The sequence below is a fragment of the Pedobacter sp. ASV28 genome (assembly GCF_016428855.1).
Classification (GTDB): domain Bacteria; phylum Bacteroidota; class Bacteroidia; order Sphingobacteriales; family Sphingobacteriaceae; genus Pedobacter.
This window is the reverse complement of sequence record NZ_JAELTN010000047.1, coordinates 23,680-39,661: the sequence shown is the minus strand read 5'-3', so window position 1 is coordinate 39,661 and position 15,982 is coordinate 23,680. Positions and strand designations below refer to the sequence as shown.

Genomic DNA, 15,982 nt, shown 5'->3' with positions numbered 1-15,982 from the left:
AAAGAAAATTGATATCCAGATAGATGCTGAAGATGAACTGCTGATAGAGGCCGATTTGAATATGTTCCAAATTGTAATTCGAAACTTGGTGAACAATGCCATTAAGTTTACGCCAGAAGGTGGGAAAACAAGTAGAAGAATTAGCCTTGATTTTTAATGAACTAAAGACCGATTTCCGTTATGATTGGTTATGTGCATTACAGATTTTGGAAATATTGCACCACAACAATAATAATCCGGCATTAGAAAAGGAAGTAAGAATTTATCTCGAAATGAAAGCTACCAACGAAAAAGAGTTCACAAAACTCATTAATGATGGTTTTCATGTAATTGCCAATCCGGTTACACAGCTAATTACGGTAGAGGATTAGAAAAGTATAATCTGTCATCTCGACCGAAGCGGGGTTTTAAATAAACTTACGAAGTTTTAGAAACTTCGTAAGTTTCCTATACAATCTGTCATTTCGAACTGGGTGATGAATTTACTATTTAACTTTAGATTTCTCACTACGTTCGAAATGACAGGTTATCAATTATTTTTCTTCACGTATTTAGTCAAAATTACGATCATTTGCTCGTTGATCTTCCCTTCAATCTGCTCGGGGTTATCATGCACTAGCCTAATTCGCTTAACCACCGTTCCTTTAGGCGCACTAAAATTAGTCCCCTTCACATCTAAAGCTTGCGTCAAAACCACTGTATCGCCGTTCTCTAGAACGTTACCAAAAGCATCTTGATGAACATTTGCTACTTCCAATGCACTTAAAGCCCACTGTACCGTATCCTCGTCTAGATCAACCATGTTCAACACACCACTAGCCCAATCTTCTTCCTTGTAATTTTGTAATATCCTATAGCTAAGGGCCTGTATACTCGGCTCTGGATTCCAGATACTTCCTTCCAGGTGACGCCAATAATAACCCTTATCCTTGTCATCGATCTGCTGTATACAACTGTCACATAAAGCTACCTGGTTTTCAATGGCCTCCTCTTTTTTCGGACTTACGGTATAAGCAATAATAGCCTCATTCTTGCTGCACAGCTCACATAACCCTCCGCTACGTTCATTTAGTTTATTTAGCATTTCCCTGTTTTATAGTGGGCAAAGGTAATCATTTAAGCGGATTGTGTTAAAAGTGTGTTTGAAATGGGCATATTTTAATCCACAGCCCATCTGCTAAACTGTCTAAATCCTTATCTTTGTATTCCCCTTATATGCTATAGTGGATTTACATTAGAAAACAACAATATTAAATGAATATCATCATTACAGGCGCCAGTAGTGGTATTGGTTTCGAAGCCGCCCTAGAACTTAGCTTAGACACCAAAAATAAAGTGGTATGTATTGCCCGTTCGGCAGATAAACTGCGTAAACTGCATGAGATAGCAAAGAGTATCACTCCTGAATGTACCTTGCTACCTGTAGCCTTTGATTTGGCAAATGATGATTATAATGCACTGGTGCCATTTATTAAGGAACGTTTAGGAACCGTTGATATCTTGATTAATAATGCAGGAACCTTAATTAACAAACCTTTTTTGCAAACTACCGAGAACGACTTGGCAGAGATGTTGGAACATAATGTGATGAGCCATTTCAAAATGATCAAATACATGCTTCCATTTATACCGAGCGGAGGACATATCTTAAATATTGGTAGCATGGGTGGCTTTCAGGGCAGCATAAAGTTTGCAGGTTTAGCTGCCTACTCTGCCAGTAAAGCTGCGTTGCACACGTTAACAGAATGTTTGGCACAGGAATTAGTGGAAACTGGCATCAAAATTAATTGCTTGGCACTGGGTTCTGCACAAACGGAAATGTTAGAAGCTGCCTTTCCGGGCTACGAAAGTCCCGTCTTGGCCTTCGAAATGGGTAAATATGTAGCCGACTTTGCCAAAACAGGACATAAATTCTTTAATGGCAAAATACTACCTGTAGCAGTCACAACACCCTAGCTATCAAAAATATAACCATACTTGGCATTAGTTTTGTTCCATCATAGGAACTTAAAACTAAAAACTATATGGAAACAAAAAACTTCCCCAGCATAGAAGATGGAAAAGCCGCAGCAATTGTAAGTTATTTCGGCTTTATTGGTTGGTTAATTGCCTATTTTGCATTATATAAGGATAAAGAAACAGCGTTAGCCCGCTATCAGCTAAGGCAAACATTATTGTTTGCTATTATTTCCACTGTCCTATATATTTTATTATCTATTATACTAATGCCAATTATACTAACAAGTGGTGCCTTCTTTTTAGTTTACCTATTTAATATACTATGGGTAGCACTGTTCATCCTTTGGCTTATTGGCCTAATAGGTGCCATACAAGGGCAAAAAAAACCGATCCCTTTCATCGGAGAAAAAGCACAAACCATGTTCCCGAGTATTTAAAACTTTGATAGAACATTGCAAGCCCTGCCTTCTAAAAAAGGCGGGGCTTTTATCTACAATAAGCCATAAGTTTTCAACATTTTATACAAAAAATTTCTTTTTTAATTAAGTTTGGGAACAAACTATGAAGAAAATCCTTTTTATCATCATATTGATTACTGGTTTTGCCCTTACAGGCAAGGCGCAGGATAACGTTTCGTTAACCATGCAGTATCAAAAAATGATGGAAAAGGTGCTCAGCAGAATTCCAGAAGTAGCCAATTCCACTTCAAATAAGATCATGGATTTTGCCAAATCGTTAATTGGCACGAGATACCGTTATGCCTCCAGTAATCCGGAAAGAGGTTTTGATTGTTCTGGTTTTGTAAGCTACGTATACAAACAATTTGGTTTTAGCGGAGCCCGCTCTTCTACCGATTTTGCCAATAAAGGTAAAACCGTTAAACTGGCCGATGCCAAAGTAGGTGACGTATTGGTTTTTACTGGAAGCAACGCCAAGGTGAGAAGGCCAGGTCATGTGGGCATTATCTATTCTATTGATGAAGAAGGAAATATCAAATTTATCCATTCGTCTTCAGGCAAAGCTAAGGGCGTTACCATTACCGATCTAGAAGGCTATTATAAAAACAGATTGCTTAAGGCCGTAACCGTAGTAGAATAATCAAACTTTATATTTATATCATCCGTTAAAGTTCCAAGACCTATTATCGTATTATAAATACCATCATAATCTCTCTATTTAAGTGCGATAATGAAAAATATTGACGCTAAACCAATACTCAAAATCAGGTGGCTCCAGAACTTTAGATCTATTCTCCATATGATTAAATAGCAATGCAAATACATCACTATTTATTTACCACAAAACACCCGGACTGCATCAAGATTTTGACTACAACAACAAAATCTTTAAGGCATCCGTTACTTTCCCATATTCAATCAGCTGTTTGGCAAATTGATGCAACTCCCTTTCACGATTAGTTTCATCGCCAATCGTAGCATCCAGTATATCCTTCACATTAGCATTCCATTGCATACCTGCAATTTCTTCTTCACTTGGCAGTTGCTCTACATTACCCAACAGTCCCAAATCGTTCCCTGTAAGTACTTTAGAATGGCGCACGGATAATGGCAGGGCACTTACGCCTATTCCTAGTGTGGTTAAAGGCTTAGGTACGGTAAATAAGCTTTCTGGAATTACACGACTATACCAATTGCCACCTAAACGCGCCACCAGATCTATTTTGGCCTGGTCTATTTTTCCATCTGCATCCAAAATCTCTTCCTTGATGTGGATGAGCTTTATTTCTGCCAATATTAAATTGCCTGCGCCATGTTGATCTCCCAAAGGGATAATCTGGTTCACTATGCACTCCAACTGGACGGGAGCTTCGGCAACCCTGGGAGGTTTAACCAAATGCGAAGCTTCCATGGTAAAACCTGCTTTTTCGAACTCGTTAACACCTTTGTCATACTCAGTACTCGACAGACTGGTTTGTTGCACCATTGCATAGTTTACAATATTTACCACACATTCCCTCACCTCTTGCACATTTTCTAAGGTATGTTTGGTCGTATTATCCCGCACCCGTCTAGCCGGAGAAAATATACAAATTGGTGGATTGGTACTAAACAGATTAAAAAAACTGAAAGGACTAAGGTTTACATTACCCTTGGCATCGATAGTAGATGCTAAACATATTGGTCGTGGTGCAATAGCATACTGCAAATAATTTTGCAATTGCATTGGCGAAAGATCGGAACAGTTTAATGTTAACATGGTAAGAAATTGAAATGTTGGAAAGTTGAAAAATTATTTGATAGCGTTTGAATTTAACCTCTTCCCTTTTTCGAAACTTTTTAAGTAGTTAATAAAACGCTTAATCTTTGCTGAAAAGTCAATGCTCTTAGAATACAAGCTATCAAAGTTTACTTGGTCCAACTTCCCGCTTTCTCTTAGAATAATGAGTTTATTTCTTAGCTCTCCAGAAGAACCTTTGGCGTACACTAAAAATCTAATGAAATCTGGATTGTTATTATATTCAAAGCCCTCAGCCACATTATCAGATAAAGACATGGCTGCCCTTCTCATCTGGTCTTTCAATCCAAAATCTGACTTTATAGGTTCTAAATCAGAAATATGATAAACCTCGACAGCAATAGATTTAGCAATTTGCCAAACTTCTAAATCTTCAAACTTTCCAATTTTAGCCATGATTAAATGTTAACTTTCAAACCTTTCAACATTACAAACTACAACCTTATTTTTTAAGGGCCAGTATCGAAAAATCTGTATCTACTTTTCTAATGATATTGGTTAATGCGCCCAAGCCCGTGATCTCCATTTCCACATTGTCTCCTGGTTGCAACCACTGTACCTTGTAATTAGGATCATTTAGCAAACCTGTACCATTTAACTCCAAAAAACATCCTGTACCTACCGTACCGGAGCCAATTACATCACCTGGTAAGATATCAACACCATAAGCGCAGCGCTCTATGATCTCGGCAAAAGTCCAATCCATATCGGCCATATTACCTGCTGACACTTCAATTCCATTTACCCTACAGACCATTTTTAAATTGTAATTATTTCCTACATGATTAGGTTTAGGTGCAACTTTATAAGGTTCCAATTCATCTGGTGTAACCAACCATGGGCCAATTACCGTAGAAAAATCTTTACCTTTTGCAGGGCCTAAATTCAATAACATTTCCTCCATTTGCAAGGTACGTGCGCTCATATCGTTCATGATCATGTAACCCGCAATATATTGGTCGGCTTCGGCTGCTTTAATGTTTCTTCCCTTCTTTCCAACCACTATAGCTACCTCTAATTCGAAATCCAATTTTTGGAAATGGTCTGGCATACATTCAATTTCTCCTGGCCCCTGAATGGCATTGTGGTTGGTAAAATAGAAAATCGGATATTGATCGAACTCGGCAATCATCTCTATCTTACGATTGCGTCTTGCCGCAGCCACATGCTGCCTAAAGGCATAGCCATCTCTACATGAGGTAGGGTGTGGCACAGGTGCCAAAATCTCATAAAAAATCTCTTCCTTTGGAGATAGGATGCCATCGGCAATGGATTTGCTAATTTTCTTGGCCCTATCCATCAACTCTTCGCCACCTTGTAAAAAGGCATTCATTTCATCGGGGATCAGCTTATCACAAGAGTTCAAATTATAGATATGGCCGTTTACAAAAACACCCAAATGTTCTCTATCTTCGGTTTTATAGGATACTAATTTCATCGGTTTATAATTTTTATTAATGGTTAGATGCAACCTTTTATGTTGAAAATTATCCTTAACAAGTATAGATTAATGATAATTTCAACCATGCCGGGTTCATATTATATTTGGCCAAATGACGTGATAAATCTAGTGTTTTACATTAACCTGTACAACGCCTTCCGTTAAGATTTTAAAAGATGTACTGATTATGAATAGTTTCAACTTTTGTCAAAAACAACCAAGCCTCCATCTTTAGACATGATTATTTTAGTAGCCAATCCAATAAATAGCCCATGTACCAAAATTCCATCAATCTGGTTCAGTTTTGTTGATAATGCCACTGGATCATCAATCAGGCCAAAATCAACATCGGCAATGTAATTGTTATTGTCCGTTATAAAGAGGGTACGTTCTTGATGTCGTAGCGCCACTTGTCCACCTAAGGCTTCCAATTGGCCAATTACATATTGGCAGGCGAATGGCGCCAGCTCTACAGGTACTTTAAAAGCGCCTAATCGATCTACTTTTTTTGAAGAATCCACAATCACAATCCTATTCTTACTCAGTGATGCCACTATTTTTTCCCTGAACAAGGCTCCTCCTCCACCTTTTACCAATTGCAGGCTTTCGGTAAATTCATCGGCACCATCAATACTGATGTCGATCTTGTTCACCTCGCCCAATGGCAACAATGGAATGCCAAGTGCCTTTGCTTGTTCTTCTGTTTTTAGTGAACTTGGCACACCTTTAACAATAAGGCCTTGCTTAATTCGATCAGCTAATTCGATCAAGGCAAAATGAGCTGTAGAGCCCGAGCCCAGGCCGACTACATCATCATTTTCAACCAATTTAACGGCTTCTTTGGCCACCAGTAGCTTTTCTGATTCTCGGAGATTTTCAGTTGAATTTTCCATCAATAAATTAACAAAGAAATTTTCAGATTGTTGTCCATAAGGTTAATACTTTGGTATTTTTAATGAAAGCTTAACAGCGACATTTTTATATGCTAAGTAAATTACCTACCTTAGTATCAAAATGATCAGCAGTTGTACATATCAAAATTGCCATGCAAGCGAAGTACTTGCCAGTTTTAGGTATGCCATGCTTTCTAAAATCATTTTCGCGCAATATTCTTTATAAGCCGTTCCATTCTGAGCGTCCGTAAAAACTGTTTTCACGTTTTTGTCGTTATATAATTACCTTCTAATCAAATACACCTAACGTTATGCCAATTTACCATACTTTAGGAACCATTCCAGCTAAAAGACATACGGTTTTTCGTAAACCTAATGGCGAATTATACGCTGAAGAACTGGTTTCGACAGAGGGCTTTTCAAGCCTCTACTCCCTGGTTTACCATTGCCATCCGCCAACTATTGTAAAATCTTTGGGCGAGCCTTATTCGGTAGAACCCAAAATTGCCCGCGAAAAACATTTACGCCATACCAGCCTGATCGGTTTTAACATTAAACCAGAAGATGATTACCTGAAAAGCAGGAAACCGGTATTGGTGAATAGCGATCTCCATATTTCTTTGGCCGCACCACGCCAATCCATGACCGATTATTTCTATAAGAATAGCCAGGCAGATGAGGTGATTTTTATCCATGAGGGCTCGGGCATACTGAAAACAGGTTTCGGACAGATTAAATTCCAATACGGTGATTATTTAGTTATTCCGAGGGGGACCATTTATCAGCTTGAATTCGATAACGAAAACAATCGCCTATTTATCATCGAAAGCTTTAGCCCGATCAGAACACCTAAACGTTACCGCAATCAATTTGGCCAATTAGAAGAACATTCTCCCTATTGTGAAAGGGATATCAAACGCCCACAAAACCTGGAGACCATTGACCAATTTGGCGATTTCAAGGTACTGATCAAGAAGCAGGGGATTATTTATCCCTATGTATATGGCACACATCCATTCGATTTTATAGGATGGGACGGCTTCCATTATCCTTGGGCCTTTTCCATTCATGATTTTGAACCTATCACTGGGCGTTTGCATCAACCTCCACCGGTACACCAGACTTTTGAAGGCCATAACTTTGTAATCTGCTCTTTCGTACCGCGTAAATATGATTATCACCCACTTTCTATTCCTGCACCTTACAACCATAGCAATGTAGATAGTGATGAGGTATTATATTATGTAGATGGCGATTTTATGAGCAGAAAAAGTGTGGTAAAAGGTCAAATTACCTTACATCCTGGAGGCATTCCACATGGTCCACATCCAGGAACCGTAGAAAAATCAATTGGAAAAGAAAAAACAGAAGAACTGGCCGTAATGATTGATCCTTTTAGGCCTTTGATGCTAACGGAAGATGCCGTAGCCATTGAAGACGAAAGCTATCACAAAAGCTGGCAGATAAACGTAGAGTAAGTTGGAAGTCTTTAGTTAGAAGATATAGAAGGCAGAATATGTCTTTTCCAAATTTCAGACATCGATTTTGATAACTAATAAAAATAACATCCGACTTCGGACTTTTCCGACTTTCGGACCAGTAAAACAACAAGACAATGAGCACACAAACATTTGCAGAGAAAATAGCAAAAGCACAGGATTTCCTTCCCATTAATGGAACAGATTATATAGAGTTCTATGTAGGCAATGCCAAACAGGCTGCCCATTATTATAAAACGGCCTTCGGATTTCAGTCGCTGGCCTATGCCGGACCAGAAACTGGTGTACGCGACCGTGCTTCCTACGTATTGCAGCAAGGAAAAATTAGGCTGATCTTAACCACCGCTCTAAAATCAGACAATCCTATTGCCGAGCATGTAAAGAAGCACGGCGATGGCGTAAAAATTTTGGCCCTTTGGGTTGATGATGCCTACAGTGCATTTGAAGAAACCACCAAGCGTGGAGGAAAATCTTATTTAGCGCCTCAAACCTTAACCGATGAGCATGGTGAAGTGAAAATGTCTGGCATTTATACCTATGGGGAAACCATTCATATGTTTATAGAGCGCAAAAACTATAAGGGCATTTTTATGCCGGGCTACCGAGAATGGAAAAGCGATTATAACCCTTCGGATGCCGGCTTATTATACATCGACCACTGCGTGGGCAACGTAGGCTGGAACCGCATGAATGAAACTGTAAAATGGTATGAAGAAGTAATGGGGTTTGTAAACATTCTTTCTTTCGACGACAAACAGATCAATACCGAATATTCAGCATTAATGAGCAAGGTAATGAGCAATGGCAATGGTTTTTCTAAATTCCCGATCAATGAACCGGCAGAAGGCAAGAAGAAATCGCAGATTGAAGAATATTTAGAATTTTACGAAGGAGAAGGTGTACAGCATATTGCGGTAGCAACCAAAGACATTGTAAAAACGGTAACCGAACTCAAGGCACGCGGCGTAGAGTTCTTAAGTCCCCCTCCCGAAGCTTATTATGAAATGATGCCTAATCGTGTGGGTAAAATAGACGAGGAAGTAGCTCTATTAAAAAGCCTGGGTATTTTGGTTGACTGCGATGAAGAAGGTTATCTATTGCAGATCTTTACCAAACCTGTAGAAGACCGTCCAACTTTATTCTTTGAGATTATCCAAAGAAAAGGAGCACAATCATTTGGGGCGGGTAACTTCAAGGCACTTTTCGAATCTTTAGAACGTGAGCAAGAATTAAGGGGCAACCTTTAGAAGACAGTTGAAAAATAAAGCAAACGTGTTTGAAAAATTTGCTTCCACATCATTCCCAACACGCCTGTCTACTTTAGGCAGGCATGTTGGGAATATTAAAGCGATAGTATGATGTCTAATATAAAAGGGATTCCGTCTTTTACGGAAACTATGATGCCACTTATTTTTAGCTGGAACTTTCTTTAAGCATGGCATACAGGTCTGTAGCCCCACCATCAAATTTTTCGCCATTTACAAAAAAACTTGGCGTGCCATTTACACCACTACGCATACCGCTTTCAAAATCATCTTCTACTTTTGTCTGTACTTTTTCGGATTCCATATCCTTTTTGAACTGATCAACGTCAAGGCCAAGTTTTTCTACCTGTTTAATGAAAAGTTCTTCACCAAGTTCATCTTGCTTCATATAAATTGCATCATGCATTTCCCAAAATTTACCCTGTAAGGCGGCAGCTTCGGCAGCCAACGCTGCAATTCTGGCATAGGGATGTGCCTGCACTAATGGGAAATTACGAAACACAAACTTTACTTGATCCCCAAAAGTTTCCTGTATCTCTTTTACAATGGGAAAAGCTGCCCCACAAAACCCACATTGGTAATCGCCAAACTCTACCAACTCTACAGCGGCATTGGCGTTGCCCTGTACATGATCTATACTACTTACGGCGGGTCTTAAAGACATGGTTATAATTTTTGGGTTAAAGTTTCCAAAGCATCCAAAATGCCATCTGCACCTGGATTGGTTCCTATGGGCGATAAATAGCTCCAAGCAATTGTGCCTTCTTTATCGATCACAAATAATGCCCGTTGGCTTTCACCTTCCTGGTCATCGTAAACCCCATACTTTTTGCAAATCTCTCCTTTAGGCTCAAAATCGGCCAATAATGGAAATTTAAGATTTCTAGACTGTACAAATGCCTGATGGCACCATTTGCTGTCTACAGAAATGCCGAAAATATCGGCATCATATTTATTAAAATAGCCAAGCATTTCATTATACAGTGCCATCTGGTCGCTACATACAGGACTCCAATCTGCAGGATAAAAAGCCAAAATAATATTTCTTCCTTTCAATTCCTGCAACCTTATTCTTTTATCTGGCGCAGAAAACAGGGTAAAATCTGGTGCAGTTTCTTTTTTTTTTAACATATCATTAAGATAACTTAATCCCCTTAAAATTAATGGTTAACAATGACCCAAAGCATAATAAATGACTACAAATATGATGATGGTAGACAAACAGCCTCCTCCTAATTTCTTAGCACTATAACCTGCTATAATGGTTTTGAAAAAATTATTCATAATAAGCCTTTCTAGGTATAACCATACGCTCATCAAAAAGTTTGGCCCGGCAATAAAATCTTTTACTTTTCTCTAATCACCAATAGTAAGCCCTTTCCTTTGTCAATGGCAATTTCACTTTTCAAGTCTGGCGTAGAACCCTGCTGAAAATTTGTTACCTCTGGAATACTGAGCACTGCTTTCGCAGGATCTATACCTAATTTTTTCCAATCAATATTTAAAGTGATTTTTTCATCTTGACTTGCCCAGCTTGCTATAGCTACCAAAGCAGCACCTGGTTTTTTATAAACTGTAGCCAATATTTCTGGATTACTGGTTTTAATTGGACAGTTTTCAGACCAGTAACCTATCATCTTGGTACCCTTCATTCCAAAATTGTCCCAAACCTTCCAAATTGGTCTCGGATCGTTGTTTCCCGACCATGGCAAGCGGTTGGTCATGCCATAAACCATTCCCCGCCATTGATTACCACCATCCTGTAGCATCTCTCCCATAAGTCCAAAAGGAATTCCGCTTACTTCGGTAAGAAAGAAATCTGGTTTGTTTTTTTCATAATCGAAGTATTCACCAAACCACAATCTGTTCAGGTATGGAAAATGTTCCATGTACAAATTGGCGCTGTTATTAAAGCCATCACTTTTATTATACTGGTTGGCAGAGTGCAAATCAATAATCCCTGGATGTCCTCCTTGGGTAAGCACCCGCTTAATGCGCTTCATGGTAATGCGGTCAAATGCCACATCATCTAGATAAATACCGTCAATACCTACATTTTTAGTCAGCCAGTTCATGCCTTCCACATAATAGTTATGCCAACGGCTCATGCCACTATTTACAATGGCTGCATCTTTAATTTCTGGCACAAACCAAGCTGCAATATAATCGTCTTTTACATGTTCTTGTAACCAAGAGAAACCTCCTCCTTTACCTGGTGAGTAAATTTCATGTCCCAGACTACGCATTGGAAAGGTTTCGTAGGCCCGGTTAGATAGCTCACGGACGGTATTATAGATTTTCACCTTTAAACCTTTACGATGGGCTTCATCTATATAGCTCTTCATTTTAGCATGCTCTATAAAAGGATAATTAATCCAAGGATTAATCGGGGTAGCATGGTGGATGTTCACCACCGTTGCACCGGTGGCCTTAATACTATCTATGGTATTGTACTTATGATAAAAACGGTTTTCCCATTGAAAATCGGTATCAATGGTATGAAATGGGGTTATCAAAAGAGTAAAATTGTAATACTGCACCTCTCCTTTCTTCATTTCTCTTTCTCCGGTATAATTATTAACCAGCATTGAACTGCCTTTAATACCAATGGTCACCCCACCTTTATTTCCATTGCCCCAAGATGTAGGCAACAACAATGGTTTTTGCAAATAGAAATTAGTATTTAAGGGTCGTATATATTTTTCATCACGTAGCGAATATTGCAATCCTGCATTTACATTGCCCAACCAAGCGCCATCTTGATTTTTATTGGCCACATCCCATTTCCATTCAAATTTCTCAGGGCGCTCCCCTCCTTTTTGACCAAGACCCATTAAGTAGGTAGCAGCTGTTTTGTTAAAAGGGATATGCATGGTTACATCTTTTAAATCAACGTCTTTTAATGCCGTAACTTTTACCGTGTAAAACATAAAACCATCAAACTCCAAGCGACCTGTAATATCCATCTGCAGGCTGTCATTTGCACTTGTGGTTTTCCATTTTACCGTTCCAGCCTGTTTTTGTGTAAACTCTATGCCACCATCATTTAGTTTGATATTTTTGCCGTCAGCTTTACGTACGAAGTGGAAATGAATATTCTCTGCCAATAGATTATTGGGCGTATTGATATAATCCGTCATTTCTGGACTAAAGAAAGTCTGTATTTGTTTAGGAAAACCATTCTTATCAAGTTCAACCTTTCTACCTAACAAGCTAATGGTTGTTCCTTGCACTTCAAGCGCAGTATATGGCGCTATTACCGTATTATTTTGTGCCAAAGTAGAGTTGAGCCAGGTCAAACGTGTTTGTTTCCAAGGTTCATCTATGCCATTCTCTTTGTTCAACCGAGCATCAACCTGCAGGCTGATACGGATAAGCTGTGAAGGCGCATTGGCTACGGATACTTCAATACTGCCACTATAAGTTCCCGGTTTGGTGGTAGTAGGCACAGTTAATAAGCACCATAAGGCCTGAACCTGATCTTTGGGCACGTTAACCGTCTTGCCAAAAGGTTGGCCATCATAAGTAGTGCCCTCTGTATTTAGACAAGAGATCAACTTTGCAGCTATTTTGTTTCCCATTTTATCCTTGAGGTCGCTAAACTTCAATTTTACATTTTGCAGCTCTTTTAATGCATAAACTCCCAATTGAAAAGAAAAATTCTCCCCTCTTAAAGCCTTATCTGTAAATGTTCTTTGAGGCCCTTTCACTATCCATCGCTGCGGAATATCGTTCTTCATTACTATCGGATACCTTCTGCTTTCTGGAAATACCAGATAAGCCGGTTCTGCATGCTGTGCCTTTAATTTACCCACTTCGGCACTGGTGGCAATTACCTCCATTGGGTAAACACTATTAAAGGCATCAACCGATTCGATTTGGAGTACTTTTGTATTTACAGGTAATCGCTCTGCATCTTTTCTGGCCACCCAATCTGGTAGTTTGTCCTGTTTCGGATAAACTCCTTTAGGATAATTTGATCGCCCCTCATTTTTATAGGGCTGATAATAAATAAAGTAAGTTCCAGGTCCGCTTGTAGGCTCGAAACAGATGATGCCCCGCTCTTTGTTTAAAGAAAGTGGCAAGATGTTCTCAATCTTTTTCCCCGTTTTGGCATCCTGTACAATAATTGCTTTTTCTTCTGGATTAGGGTCGCTTCTTCGCCATTCGATATACACTTTGGCTACTTTCGCAATGCCATTAAAATGAACTAAGACTCGTTGATTTCCAAATTGATTGGCATCCCAACCGCTTTTAGATGAGGTGTAGGTTACTTCTTGTGCTTTTGTAATAAGGGAACCACAAATAAATAACAACACCAAAAAAGGTAGTGTTTTCATCAGAATAAATTGTTTTTTAAGGTGATGAAGCTATCATAAGCCTGAATTTACCTTCTAGGTAGCGGCTTATAACGGTTTCATAGGTTTAATTAATGCTTAGTAAAGTTAGTTTTTGTACCAGAAAACAAAAATTTTTTTAACGAAACTGTTTGCGTAACAGTTTTAAGACACGATGCCGAACATCTATAGGCTTATTTTGTTATTTTTGAAAGTTGAGCATGGGAAAGATAGCTATCATTAAAAAATCGGATTTCATAAGTTTTTGTTTTCATCTACAAAAGACATTTTTTTTATTCAGGAAGAATGATCCACTGAGGTTGGCAGGCGCCACAGCGTTTTTTGCCAATTTTGCCATTCCCCCTATTCTTTTGATCTTGATCAGGCTTTTTGGATTTTTTATCGATAGAAAAATATTAGTCACCAGAATTTTTGAAAGGATTTCCCAGATCCTTATTCCAAGTAGTACAAACCAGATAAGGGAAACCCTAAGAAATATAAGGGGAGTAGACCATAACTTGTGGGCAACGATATTAAGTTTTGTCTTTTTTATTTTTGTGGCCACTACCCTTTTCAACGTCATCAAAAACTCGGTAGAGCAGATTTGGAATATTGGCATGGATGAAAAAGCAAGCTTTTTATTCACGCTTAAAATAAGAGGAAGATCAATGATTATCATCTTATTGGCAGGGATCTTATTCTTTGTAGGTTTGGTCACCGATAGTTTACAGGCCTTTGTAAGCACCTACTTAAGCAATACCTCGCCAAATTTCGGGAAATGGATATTATGGGCTTTAAACCAAACCTTATTTACACTTATCGTCACTACTTGGTTTACCGTACTTTTTAGGTTTTTAACCAATGCAAGGCCCAGCTGGAAAATATCTATACAAGGTGGGCTGCTTACGGGCATATTGTTTACCTTGGGGAAATATGTCCTTAGAATTATGTTGCCATTGAGTAATATAGAGAATATATATGGAGCCTCGGGCTCAATTGTATTGGTAATGCTTTTTGTTTTTTATTCTTCCTTAATATTTTACTTTGGCGCATGTTTTATTAAGGTACGTAGTGAAAACAGACATAAAGACATTAAGCCTATTAAAGGCGCTTTCACCTATGAGCTAAAAGAGATTATCTAACGAAATGACCTATAAATAAAGCCATAAACCCAGCAGCATGTTCTTATTCTTAAAAACTTTGTAAATAGGCATATAAATCTTCTAACACATTGACTAGACTGCGCCTAAATTTGAGAAATGCTCTCCTAAAATAATTTTATACCTAGGCCAAGCGTGAAGATGTTTAGTTTTGTATCTGGATAACCTGCCGAATTAAGCTTGGATAATCCCAATTCATATCGCAAATCAACATTTAACTTACCTATGTCCAAGCCGGTTCCAAATTGCCATGCAAAACCCTGTCCTTTAAAAGTTACCCTTAAATACATTGGATGCCGCTTGATTGAAACTTTGGTCCTCACTTAAAATAAATGAGATAACAGGTCCTGTATTTAGCCTTAAGCCTATCCCCGCGGCTCCAAGCTTAGTACCCACTAAAATAGGTACATCTAAGCTGGTAAAGTTTACCTTGTTTTCCTCCCCGCCACTACTTTTTAGTACCGTATTTTTTCCAGATAAATATAGCTCTGGCTGCAAATGTATTCCTGCTGCGCCAATGCGGGTCCAAATCCCTACATAATAGCCTGCCTTATTATCACTACCAAAAGTATTTTCAGTGTTGAACTTGGCCAAGTTTAGCCCCCCTTTTACTCCAAATTGAAATGAGGGGAGTAATTGACCAAACGCAAAAAATGTACAGCAAATCAAAAAGGCAGCCAAGGTAATTTTTTTCATAAAAAAATAATTTAAAATAGTGAACAGCGATATAAATTATGCTTTCGTTGATAATACATTTTCCGGCGAATTAAAAAGTGGCTTAAGCTTTTGGCGCTACCTTTTCAAATCCCTGCATTTCAAAAACGGCCAATTTATCCAGTAGGTTAAAATGCAAGGTGCCGAAGAAATTAAAAATCCCTTCTTCATTTTTACCTTCAATACAAACTGTTTCTTTTAACGTAGTGTTTTTTGAGTTATTTGCTCCAACAAAAAGCATCTCTTCATCTTGAATAATCACATTTTTTGCTTCTATCGCAAAATCATTTAAAAGAGCCAAAAACGCTTTCCCGTTCAACAATAATTCCTTTATATTCATATTCAAAAAATTAAGTGGGAATAGCGATAACAATTAGAATATCAGATGGTTTTATTTTTTTGAAAAAAAACCATGTCTATCATTTAAGTTACCTTACATCAAAAAAGTGTCCAATTAC

Annotated in this window: 17 protein-coding genes; 7 read left to right on the top strand and 10 right to left on the bottom strand. The window is 38.5% G+C overall.

The features are described from left to right. Positions 1-119: 119 nt before the first annotated feature. On the top strand, positions 120-371 hold the full coding sequence (locus JHD79_RS16500; RefSeq protein WP_199120401.1) for a hypothetical protein: 252 nt from the start codon (positions 120-122) through the stop codon (positions 369-371). A 158-nt stretch (positions 372-529) separates the two neighbouring features. On the opposite strand, the gene JHD79_RS16495 is transcribed toward JHD79_RS16500, so the two are convergent. Then, on the bottom strand, positions 530-1,084 hold the full coding sequence (locus JHD79_RS16495) for an alkylphosphonate utilization protein (protein ID WP_199120400.1): 555 nt from the start codon (positions 1,082-1,084) through the stop codon (positions 530-532). A 170-nt stretch (positions 1,085-1,254) separates the two neighbouring features. Here JHD79_RS16495 and JHD79_RS16490 point away from each other — a divergent pair, with 170 nt between their 5' ends. The 3 genes from JHD79_RS16490 (at position 1,255) to JHD79_RS16480 (ending at position 3,057) form a co-directional block, all read left to right on the top strand. Further along, a complete protein-coding gene (locus JHD79_RS16490) occupies positions 1,255-1,956 on the top strand; it encodes an SDR family oxidoreductase (RefSeq protein ID WP_199120399.1) in 702 nt (233 codons plus the stop codon). A 68-nt stretch (positions 1,957-2,024) separates the two neighbouring features. Continuing rightward, positions 2,025-2,396: a DUF4870 domain-containing protein gene (locus JHD79_RS16485; RefSeq protein ID WP_199120398.1), complete on the top strand. Its 372-nt coding sequence runs from the start codon at positions 2,025-2,027 to the stop codon at positions 2,394-2,396. A gap of 124 nt (positions 2,397-2,520) precedes the next feature. Then, positions 2,521-3,057, top strand: a complete 537-nt coding sequence (locus JHD79_RS16480; RefSeq protein ID WP_199120397.1) for a C40 family peptidase — start codon at positions 2,521-2,523, stop codon at positions 3,055-3,057. Between the two features lie 231 nt (positions 3,058-3,288). Here the strand turns inward: JHD79_RS16480 and JHD79_RS16475 are convergent, their stop codons facing one another. From JHD79_RS16475 to rpiA, 4 genes are all read right to left on the bottom strand, one after another. Beyond that, on the bottom strand, positions 3,289-4,176 hold the full coding sequence (locus JHD79_RS16475; RefSeq protein ID WP_199120396.1) for a flavin reductase family protein: 888 nt from the start codon (positions 4,174-4,176) through the stop codon (positions 3,289-3,291). A gap of 33 nt (positions 4,177-4,209) precedes the next feature. Further along, the gene (locus tag JHD79_RS16470; RefSeq protein WP_199120395.1) at positions 4,210-4,611 is read right to left on the bottom strand and encodes a four helix bundle protein; all 402 of its coding nucleotides are present in this window, start codon (positions 4,609-4,611) and stop codon (positions 4,210-4,212) included. Positions 4,612-4,657: 46 nt separating this feature from the next. Then, entirely contained in the window at positions 4,658-5,653 is a 996-nt protein-coding gene (locus JHD79_RS16465) for a fumarylacetoacetate hydrolase family protein (RefSeq protein ID WP_199120394.1), read from the bottom strand. A gap of 200 nt (positions 5,654-5,853) precedes the next feature. Next, positions 5,854-6,549, bottom strand: a complete 696-nt coding sequence (rpiA, locus tag JHD79_RS16460; RefSeq protein ID WP_199120393.1) for a ribose-5-phosphate isomerase RpiA — start codon at positions 6,547-6,549, stop codon at positions 5,854-5,856. Between the two features lie 311 nt (positions 6,550-6,860). On the opposite strand from rpiA, the gene JHD79_RS16455 reads away from it, so the two are divergent. Both JHD79_RS16455 and hppD read left to right on the top strand, forming a co-directional pair. Continuing rightward, entirely contained in the window at positions 6,861-8,027 is a 1,167-nt protein-coding gene (locus JHD79_RS16455) for a homogentisate 1,2-dioxygenase (RefSeq protein WP_199120392.1), read from the top strand. Between the two features lie 137 nt (positions 8,028-8,164). Further along, positions 8,165-9,295: a 4-hydroxyphenylpyruvate dioxygenase gene (hppD, locus tag JHD79_RS16450; RefSeq protein ID WP_199120391.1), complete on the top strand. Its 1,131-nt coding sequence runs from the start codon at positions 8,165-8,167 to the stop codon at positions 9,293-9,295. 166 nt (positions 9,296-9,461) lie between these two features. On the opposite strand, the gene JHD79_RS16445 is transcribed toward hppD, so the two are convergent. The 3 genes from JHD79_RS16445 to JHD79_RS16435 all read right to left on the bottom strand — a co-directional run bounded on the left by JHD79_RS16445 (position 9,462) and on the right by JHD79_RS16435 (position 13,653). Next, a complete protein-coding gene (locus JHD79_RS16445; protein WP_199120390.1) occupies positions 9,462-9,977 on the bottom strand; it encodes a thioredoxin domain-containing protein in 516 nt (171 codons plus the stop codon). 2 nt (positions 9,978-9,979) lie between these two features. After that, positions 9,980-10,444 (bottom strand): redoxin domain-containing protein, encoded by a 465-nt coding sequence (locus JHD79_RS16440; RefSeq protein ID WP_199120389.1) that lies wholly within the window; start codon positions 10,442-10,444, stop codon positions 9,980-9,982. Positions 10,445-10,659: 215 nt separating this feature from the next. Continuing rightward, positions 10,660-13,653 (bottom strand): glycoside hydrolase domain-containing protein, encoded by a 2,994-nt coding sequence (locus JHD79_RS16435; RefSeq protein WP_233164752.1) that lies wholly within the window; start codon positions 13,651-13,653, stop codon positions 10,660-10,662. A 218-nt stretch (positions 13,654-13,871) separates the two neighbouring features. Here JHD79_RS16435 and JHD79_RS16430 point away from each other — a divergent pair, with 218 nt between their 5' ends. Then, the gene (locus JHD79_RS16430) at positions 13,872-14,792 is read left to right on the top strand and encodes a YihY/virulence factor BrkB family protein (protein WP_199120388.1); all 921 of its coding nucleotides are present in this window, start codon (positions 13,872-13,874) and stop codon (positions 14,790-14,792) included. 285 nt (positions 14,793-15,077) lie between these two features. Here JHD79_RS16430 and JHD79_RS16425 read toward each other — a convergent pair whose 3' ends face one another. Together JHD79_RS16425 and JHD79_RS16420 are read right to left on the bottom strand one after the other, a co-directional pair. Further along, positions 15,078-15,506: an outer membrane beta-barrel protein gene (locus JHD79_RS16425; RefSeq protein WP_233164751.1), complete on the bottom strand. Its 429-nt coding sequence runs from the start codon at positions 15,504-15,506 to the stop codon at positions 15,078-15,080. 82 nt (positions 15,507-15,588) lie between these two features. Continuing rightward, complete coding sequence (locus tag JHD79_RS16420; protein ID WP_199120387.1) at positions 15,589-15,864, bottom strand: hypothetical protein; 276 nt, start codon at positions 15,862-15,864, stop codon at positions 15,589-15,591. Between the last annotated feature and the right edge of the window lie 118 nt (positions 15,865-15,982).